We start from the raw sequence: 7,490 nt of genomic DNA on the forward strand, positions 1-7,490 counted from the left end.
TTATGGTTTTTTGTAGTGAAAATTACCATTATTCATAATCTTGACATAATATTTATTACTTGACTTTTCCTTGAAAATTTAATGCAACGCTAGTGTAATTTCCTATACCATTAAATAGCAGGCCTGTCTATGAAAAGAGAAAGGCCTGCTTTATTTTTCGGCTGCACCAGCCTTATTAAGTTGAATATCCAGCGGTTTAATTCCTGCCTCTTCCCAGGCTTTCATAAGCTTCTGAGCTTGTTCTTTAGATGGCAGAAATGCGATCCCACAGTCACCGCCACCTGCTCCAGATGGTTTACCTGCCCCACCATGCTGTTCAGCCAGATCACACAACTTTTGCAGCAATGGGGTTTCTATGTCTGCATTAGCGTGCTTTCCAACAGTAGCTAACGCGCGTCTGTTCCGCTTCGTACCCTCAATAATAAGCGCAGTATCCTCCTCAGTAACTCCTTTGATAAAGGTGCTGACTGCCTCATTACTGTCAGCAAGAAATTGTTCGTATAATGTAATATTCTCTGTTTTAAGGCGTTTGATTTTATCAATTAATTTCCCAGTCGATGCAGGGGTTCCTGTCCAACCAATACACATGTATGCATTGTCTGGCAATTTAATTGGCTTAAGAGATAAATACTGCCAATCCTTTTCAACTAATTCACTTATCGTGTCTGCCTTTTCATATTCGTACTGCAGCCATTCTGCTTGAAATGAGGCATATTGTAAGAAACCACCATAGGATGATGCAGCAACATCAGCACCTGAACCACTTCCTTGTGTTTTTACATGCGAAATAGCCGCTAACTTAAAAATCAATTTAGCGGATGGTTCTTTTGGGAGGTATTTTTTTAAAATGGTGGCAACCACAGATGTAACGACAGCGGCGCTAGAACCTAATCCATATTTACGACCGGATTCGTCATCAAGTTCACTGCGGATTTCTAAATGAAAATTAGCTAAAGAGACGTTCTTTTCTTTTAAATATGTATATACGACTGACATAGCATCTTCAACAAACTTTACACGCTTGTCAGCTGTCTTTATGTTGACCTTCTTTTCATTATAGGTCCATTCGAGGTTAGCTAAATCAAAGTTTAGCAAAGAAAGACGGTTTTCATCCTGTTGTGTTAATGACACATAAACAAAACGATCAACCGCCATCACGACTAAGTTTTGATAAGCTTCAAGTACTGCAAATTCTCCTGCTATCATTAATTTGCCGGGGACTTTAAGGCTCAATGGTGTAGATGGCAATACGGTTCAACTCCTTAGAAAACTTAGCTTTCGTTAAAGGGATTCTTATGAAAGCGTATTTTGCTTTCTTAGAACCCCTTATACTCTGGAGTGCAAGCCTTAATGGCGGAAGTCTTGTTGCACTTATGCAGTAAGAAAGGATTTATACTTTCCTTAACTGCTAAATATAGGATACTCCTTGACCTGCGCGACTTGCAATAACGTCATCTACCCCAGGTATTTCACGGAGCGTACTTTGTATCGTTTCTTCGTTTTCTGGCAGGTAAAGAACTTTTACATTTGGACCAGCATCAATCGTAAAGTATGCTAAAACGCCGTTGTCACGCAGTTCCTGAACAGTTTGCATTACTGCCAGCGTCGTGTCATGCCAATACGTAAAAGGGGGATTGGCAGCCAAAGTAGTGGCATGCATTCTAAGACAATTTGCCTCAGCTATCTCTCCTACTCTCGCAAAGTCCCTATTCTTTATACCCTCTTTAATATTACTGAGATCATCTGGAATACTCTCAACCCAGCTGGAATAATAAGCAGACGTATCGACTGTCCGCTTCATACCTTCCCGGCTCAAAACCTTCTTAGCTGAAGAAGATAAAACGACTGCTGCGACACGAATATCCCAATGATTTGCAGGTGCTACCTGAATAGCATAAGAATCGGATCCATCAGACATGTCTCCTTTTTCCCATTCTACAAAACCACCGTAAATTGATCTGCAGGCTGACCCGGATCCTTGTCTGGTTAAGATAGAAAGCTCCTCATCGCTTACCTTAAGTCCAAGCGATTTGGCAGCAGCTGTTGCTAATGCAGCAAACCCTGATGCTGAAGATGCAAATCCAGCAGCTGTTGGAACATAATTAGTAGAATGAACTTCTGCAAAGAAATTAGGTTTTCCTGCATATTCCCTAATTAGGTCAAGAAATGATGTGACACGTTCATATTCCACACCACTTACAGGTTGATTATTCAGAAAAAAACTGTCCTCTGTTAAAGATTCTCTAAAATCAACAGTAGTCGTTGTATAAAATCCATCTAACGTCAATGAGAGGCTATTATTCATCGGAAGTATTAACGATTCGTCCCGTTTGCCCCAGTATTTAATTAAGGCAATATTTGTATGTGCTTTGGCTGATGCCTTCATTGTATATCCCCTCTGTATCGCAGTTATCTTACTGCATATATGCAACTAAGGCTTGGTAATAAGCCACGTTTTCTAATGTTGATGCTTATTCAGGCTTCTTTCTTAAAACAAAAGGCCATACCGTGTGTGCGCCGAATTTCTTCAGCTTTTCAGATAACTGTCTGGAGTGTACTTCATTACGTGCTAAGGCAATAATACAACCGCCATTTCCGCCTCCAGTTAATTTAGCACCTAAGGCTCCTTCCTGCCTTGCAAAGTAGATTAACCTGTTTAGGCCTGCATCGCTTACACCTAGAGCTTCCAGTTCCTTTTGTGCTTCATTTAACATCTGTCCTAATAAATGCTTGCTCGCACTCTCAAGTGCATGCCTTGCACGGTGCGTAATTTCACCTATACGGTCAAGCTTAGCCTGTATTCTTCTTGGAGCTGATTTGAACAGGTTCGCAACTGACTCAACAGCTAAGCGTGTATCACCCATTCTGCCTGAATCGGCAACAATGAAATGAAAATCACCTTTAGGTTCGATAAAATCAGAAGGCAGTTCCTTCTCAAACCAGACTGGAAAATCCGAAGTAATTGTTAGCGTATCAATACCACTAGGAACACCATGAGCATAGGTTTCTGAAATGTTAGCTAAGGTCAGAAGTTCATCTTCTGAATAGTCCTGATTGTTATAGGCAAATAATGATCGAACAACAGCAATAGCCACTGAAGCACTTGACCCTAGCCCTTTTCCGGGTGGTATGGATGATTTAATCCGTATCAAAAGATCCTCACATGGTAACTGAAGATAATTTAAGGTTGCCTTAATACAATTTGCTAGCCCCTCCAGCGACTCTGGAGCAGATTCTAGAGGACCGTGGTAAAAAGTACTATCAATCTTTACCGAGCCTGGAACATAATCAATTACTGATTCCACCCCTACTAACGGGAAAGGAAGCGCAATAGCAGGTTGCCCGTGTACAACTGCATGTTCCCCGATTAAGATCAATTTACTATGAGCTATACCTATAGCTGTTTGTTCTGAAGTTGTTGCTTTTTCTGCACTCATTTTATATATTCTTCCACCATTTCTTTAGCTTTTCCAACACGGATTTCTTTTTCGTCAACTAATCGTTCAGCAATGATATCAATCATCTCCCCTGTAGCTCCTGCTGCTATGGCAACAGAACGAGAATGTAAAGCCATATGACCTTTCTGAATGCCATCGGTTGCTAAGGCTTTAAGTGCACCAAGGTTTTGTGCAAGTCCAACAGAAACTATAACTTGAGCAAGCTCCTGCGCTGAATCAACGTCTAAGATTTTATATGCAAGTTTAGAAATTGGGTGAACATGGGTCGAACCGCCTACAGTCCCGACAGACATAGGGAGTTCTAATTCACCAACTAAATTCCCATCTTCATCCTTCGACCATTCTGTCATCGAACTATATTTCCCAAATCTCGCTGCGTGTGCGTGGGCGCCTGCTTCAACAGCACGCCAGTCATTACCAGTTGCAATTACGATGGGATCAATTCCATTCATTATCCCTTTATTATGGGTAACAGCGCGGTAGGGGTCAGATGCGGCAAACTCATAGGCATGAATAACTCCATCACGCACTTCTTCACCTGTATAACTGCCTGTTTGTAATAATTCAGGCGGTATGACACAACGCGCACGTGCAAGACAACGATCTGGATAATTAGAAAGGATTCGTAAATATACTTTCCCTTCCGTGATGGTCTCAACTGTCGGAGCGAGTGACTCAACCATTGTATTAATAATATTTGCTCCCATTGCGTCACAGGTATTTATATAAACGTGAAGGATAAGCATTTGGCCATATTTTGAGTCTGATTCTTCATTTAATACTCTAACTTCTAGATCCTCTGCACCGCCGCCCCTAGCTACTAAACTTGGGTATGCAGCATTAGCATCAGCAATCAATGCATCTTTTTCCTTTAAAACAGCCTCTTTTGCTGCCTTAAAATCCGGACAGCCTACTACTTGAATTTGACCAATCATAACGCGATCTGTCGCCTCTGTAGTAAATCCGCCAGCATTTCTTACAGTTTTTGCAATGTAGCTTGCTGAAGCAACAACAGATGGTTCTTCAATTGCCATTGGTATTACATATTCTTTCCCATTAATTAAAAAATTCAATCCTAATCCTAATGGAAGCGGAAAAGTCCCAACTACGTTTTCTATCATTTTATCCGCCGTGTCAGTTGGAAGAGGTTCGTTAGAAAACAAATAACCTTTTTCTTCATCAGTGAACGTATCCATCGTAGTCAACAATTGTCTGCGTTCCTCAACAGTCATATTGTAAAAACCAGGAAATCTAGAAGTTTTCATACCATCTCATCCTTTTAACTAGCATAATTTATATATGTCAAATTGTTCATTTTTAGTTAATGAATAAATTACTGTATCTATTATGTAAAAAAACAGTACAAAATGCAAATAAACAAGGTTGTTGGGTAATCATAACGACCTTGTTTATCTGCTATTATAATATGTGTTATGTATTTACGCTAGTGTTTTTTCATATAAATTGATGAGCCATGGAGGATTCGAACCTCCGACCCTCTGATTAAAAGTCAGATGCTCTGCCAGCTGAGCTAATGGCTCATGTCATAAAGTATTGCTAAATTTGGTATGAGCGTCCATTATTGTTTGTTGTGTTGTCAAAAAAATATCACAAAAATAAAAAAAGGCTGGGCTACCAGGATTCGAACCTAGGATCACGGGATCAAAACCCGATGCCTTACCGCTTGGCTATAGCCCAATTAAATATATATTATGGTGGAGGGGGAGAGATTCGAACTCCCGAACCCTGAGGGAGCGGATTTACAGTCCGCCGCGTTTAGCCACTTCGCTACCCCTCCATATTTTAACTACATTTCTATAAATTATACATAAAAAATGGTGCCGGCCAGAGGAATTGAACCCCCAACCTACTGATTACAAGTCAGTTGCTCTGCCAATTGAGCTAGACCGGCATATATTTAGATAGTGTTAACGTTCTTTATGTGCTCCCCAGTTTGTGGGCTCGTCGTGTTGCATGTCTTTTCGGCGACGCCGCACTCCTCGCAAACCTGCACATGGCAGTTTACTCGGTGAAGCTAACGGCTTGCTCTGCCAATTGAGCTAGACCGGCATATTTAATGGTGGAGGATGCAGGGCTCGAACCTGCGACCCCCTGCTTGTAAGGCAGGTGCTCTCCCAGCTGAGCTAATCCTCCTATGTACTAGGTTACTGACTATCCAAGAAATTAATGGTGACCCGTACGGGATTCGAACCCGTGTTACCGCCGTGAAAGGGCGGTGTCTTAACCACTTGACCAACGGGCCTTACAATGGTTTTATGTAAGAAAGTATCAATACTTTTCTTACCTGCTAAAAAAAGCTTATCTTAAACCGACGAATTTTATTATATACAGATTGAGCATCTTTGTAAAGGGAAAATAAGAAATTTTTATTTTCAAATACTTTTGATAAACATATAATGTAATTATAGATATCAATTTGGGGGTATTTCATGTGGAACTGGTTAAGTTTGGGTGGTAAACCATTTATTACATTTGGCACTAGTCACATTATTATGCTGCTTATATATTTCATAGGAATCGTAATATTTATTTTATTTCTTAAAAAAATCTTAACTGATACATCATTATACAATATAGTACGTTGGAGCTTATTTGGCCTATTAATCTTATCAGAAGTATCCTATCAAACATGGACAGCTGTAAATGGAATATGGAGCTTGCGTGAGCACACACCATTACATCTTTGCGGAATTGCAGGTATAACAGGTGCAATTGCATTAGTTACTCACAATAGAAAACTTATACAAGTTACTTTTTTTATTGGTCTTATTCCTGCTTTACTGGCACTAATTACCCCAGAGCTTCCATATGATGTTCCACACTATCGATTTTGGAAGTTTTTTATACATCATACTGCCATCTCATGGACAAGTATTTTTCTTGTAGCAACAAGTTCCTTAAAAATCCATATTAAATCATTACTGGAAACCTTTGGATACCTATTATTGTATGCTATTATAATAGGCTTCATTATTAATCCATTTTTAGACTCCAATTACCTGTACCTTTCCCATACACCTACAGCTACCACACCACTTGATGTGCTTGGCAGTGGCATTTGGTATTATGTGAATTTATGTGGTTTAGCCTTTACTGTCTTCTTTATCCAACTACAGATCTACAAACTAATTAGACGTAAAAAATCAACACTCAAATAGCTTTGTGTGTTGATTTTTCAGTTAGGAATACATAATAGCTACTACCCAAACAATTACAATTACCGGTAATGAGGTATACAAAGATTGCCAAATTTTCATATTATGTTTCTTGATTAAAAAATACGCCACAAGTACTTCAGCTATAGTTACTGCAATTGCTAATATTATAAGCAATGATAAACCAGTTCCCATTTTAAAACCACCTATCTAATTATTCAATATAACAATTATATACAATATAAGAAAACTTGACTTATCTACCAAGCCTTAGTTGCAATTGCAAAGAACAAAAGCACTAGTACATCCTGTACGGGGGGCTAGTCGCAGCTAATTAAGAAGCCCAGTTATCCATAGCAAATCTAAAGTTTCCTAACAATGAAAAAGCGTTTAAACCTTATCGAGGATTTAAACGCTTCTATCTAAGAGCTTCCAAGCGGACTTGAACCGCTGACCCCCACCTTACCATGGTGGTGCTCTACCGGCTGAGCTATGGAAGCATTAAAATGGCTCCACAGGTAGGAATCGAACCTACGACCGATCGGTTAACAGCCGATTGCTCTACCGCTGAGCTACTGTGGAATAATCTAAAATAAAAAACCAAGGAAATATAACCTTATGTATTGTGCTCATCAGGCTAAAAAATATTAATTATTATAAAAAAGTATATAAAAAATAGCCTGGCGGCGTCCTACTCTTGCAGGGGCAAAGCCCCAACTACCATCGGCGCTGGAGAGCTTAACTACTGTGTTCGGCATGGAAACAGGTGTGTCCTCTCCGCTAATGCTACCAGACATGTCCTTAAATTGAAAGACAAAATATATTATATGCATTTCTAAGAGAAAATGCAAGGGAT

At 39.7% G+C, this 7,490-nt stretch carries 6 protein-coding genes, 8 tRNA genes and 1 rRNA gene; 1 reads left to right on the forward strand and 14 read right to left on the reverse strand.

All coding sequences use genetic code 11. The features are described from left to right. Window positions 1-150: 150 nt before the first annotated feature. The 10 genes from J2Z82_RS19175 to J2Z82_RS19220 all read right to left on the reverse strand — a co-directional run bounded on the left by J2Z82_RS19175 (window position 151) and on the right by J2Z82_RS19220 (window position 5,721). Complete coding sequence (locus J2Z82_RS19175; protein WP_209482404.1) at window positions 151-1,248, reverse strand: phosphomevalonate kinase; 1,098 nt, start codon at window positions 1,246-1,248, stop codon at window positions 151-153. 160 nt (window positions 1,249-1,408) lie between these two features. Further along, window positions 1,409-2,386 (reverse strand): diphosphomevalonate decarboxylase, encoded by a 978-nt coding sequence (mvaD, locus tag J2Z82_RS19180; protein ID WP_209482405.1) that lies wholly within the window; start codon window positions 2,384-2,386, stop codon window positions 1,409-1,411. Window positions 2,387-2,471: 85 nt separating this feature from the next. Then, on the reverse strand, window positions 2,472-3,437 hold the full coding sequence (gene mvk / locus J2Z82_RS19185; RefSeq protein ID WP_209482406.1) for a mevalonate kinase: 966 nt from the start codon (window positions 3,435-3,437) through the stop codon (window positions 2,472-2,474). Further along, window positions 3,434-4,723, reverse strand: coding sequence for a hydroxymethylglutaryl-CoA reductase, degradative (locus J2Z82_RS19190; RefSeq protein ID WP_209482407.1), 1,290 nt, complete (start codon window positions 4,721-4,723; stop codon window positions 3,434-3,436). Before J2Z82_RS19190 ends, mvk begins: the two co-directional genes overlap by 4 nt. Window positions 4,724-4,926: 203 nt before the next feature. Beyond that, window positions 4,927-4,999 (reverse strand) — tRNA-Lys (locus tag J2Z82_RS19195). An 86-nt stretch (window positions 5,000-5,085) separates the two neighbouring features. Continuing rightward, a tRNA-Gln gene (locus J2Z82_RS19200) sits at window positions 5,086-5,156 on the reverse strand. A 15-nt stretch (window positions 5,157-5,171) separates the two neighbouring features. Beyond that, window positions 5,172-5,256, reverse strand: a tRNA-Tyr gene (locus tag J2Z82_RS19205). 38 nt (window positions 5,257-5,294) lie between these two features. Then, window positions 5,295-5,370, reverse strand: a tRNA-Thr gene (locus J2Z82_RS19210). Window positions 5,371-5,536: 166 nt separating this feature from the next. Next, window positions 5,537-5,612: transfer RNA gene (locus J2Z82_RS19215), tRNA-Val, on the reverse strand. A gap of 34 nt (window positions 5,613-5,646) precedes the next feature. Beyond that, a tRNA-Glu gene (locus J2Z82_RS19220) sits at window positions 5,647-5,721 on the reverse strand. 187 nt (window positions 5,722-5,908) lie between these two features. Between J2Z82_RS19220 and J2Z82_RS19225 the strand changes: the two genes are divergently transcribed. Continuing rightward, on the forward strand, window positions 5,909-6,637 hold the full coding sequence (locus J2Z82_RS19225; RefSeq protein ID WP_209482408.1) for a YwaF family protein: 729 nt from the start codon (window positions 5,909-5,911) through the stop codon (window positions 6,635-6,637). A gap of 21 nt (window positions 6,638-6,658) precedes the next feature. Here the strand turns inward: J2Z82_RS19225 and J2Z82_RS19230 are convergent, their stop codons facing one another. The 4 genes from J2Z82_RS19230 to rrf form a co-directional block, all read right to left on the reverse strand. Beyond that, window positions 6,659-6,829, reverse strand: a complete 171-nt coding sequence (locus tag J2Z82_RS19230) for a hypothetical protein (protein ID WP_209482409.1) — start codon at window positions 6,827-6,829, stop codon at window positions 6,659-6,661. Window positions 6,830-7,061: 232 nt separating this feature from the next. Continuing rightward, window positions 7,062-7,134 (reverse strand) — tRNA-Thr (locus tag J2Z82_RS19235). 7 nt (window positions 7,135-7,141) lie between these two features. After that, window positions 7,142-7,216 (reverse strand) — tRNA-Asn (locus J2Z82_RS19240). A 96-nt stretch (window positions 7,217-7,312) separates the two neighbouring features. Then, window positions 7,313-7,428: ribosomal RNA gene (rrf, locus tag J2Z82_RS19245) — 5S ribosomal RNA — on the reverse strand. Window positions 7,429-7,490: the final 62 nt, after the last annotated feature.

Origin of the sequence: Virgibacillus litoralis, from assembly GCF_017873675.1 — a bacterium.
GTDB lineage: Bacteria > Bacillota > Bacilli > Bacillales > Amphibacillaceae > Lentibacillus > Lentibacillus litoralis.

Bases quoted from the DNA above. Each gene is read 5' to 3' on its own strand.
- mvaD (WP_209482405.1), bottom strand. From the start codon at position 2,386: ATGAAGGCATCAGCCAAAGCACATACAAATATTGCCTTAATTAAATAC.
- mvk (WP_209482406.1), bottom strand. From the start codon at position 3,437: ATGAGTGCAGAAAAAGCAACAACTTCAGAACAAACAGCTATAGGTATA.
- J2Z82_RS19190 (WP_209482407.1), bottom strand. From the start codon at position 4,723: ATGAAAACTTCTAGATTTCCTGGTTTTTACAATATGACTGTTGAGGAA.
- J2Z82_RS19225 (WP_209482408.1), top strand. From the start codon at position 5,909: ATGTGGAACTGGTTAAGTTTGGGTGGTAAACCATTTATTACATTTGGC.
- J2Z82_RS19230 (WP_209482409.1), bottom strand. From the start codon at position 6,829: ATGGGAACTGGTTTATCATTGCTTATAATATTAGCAATTGCAGTAACT.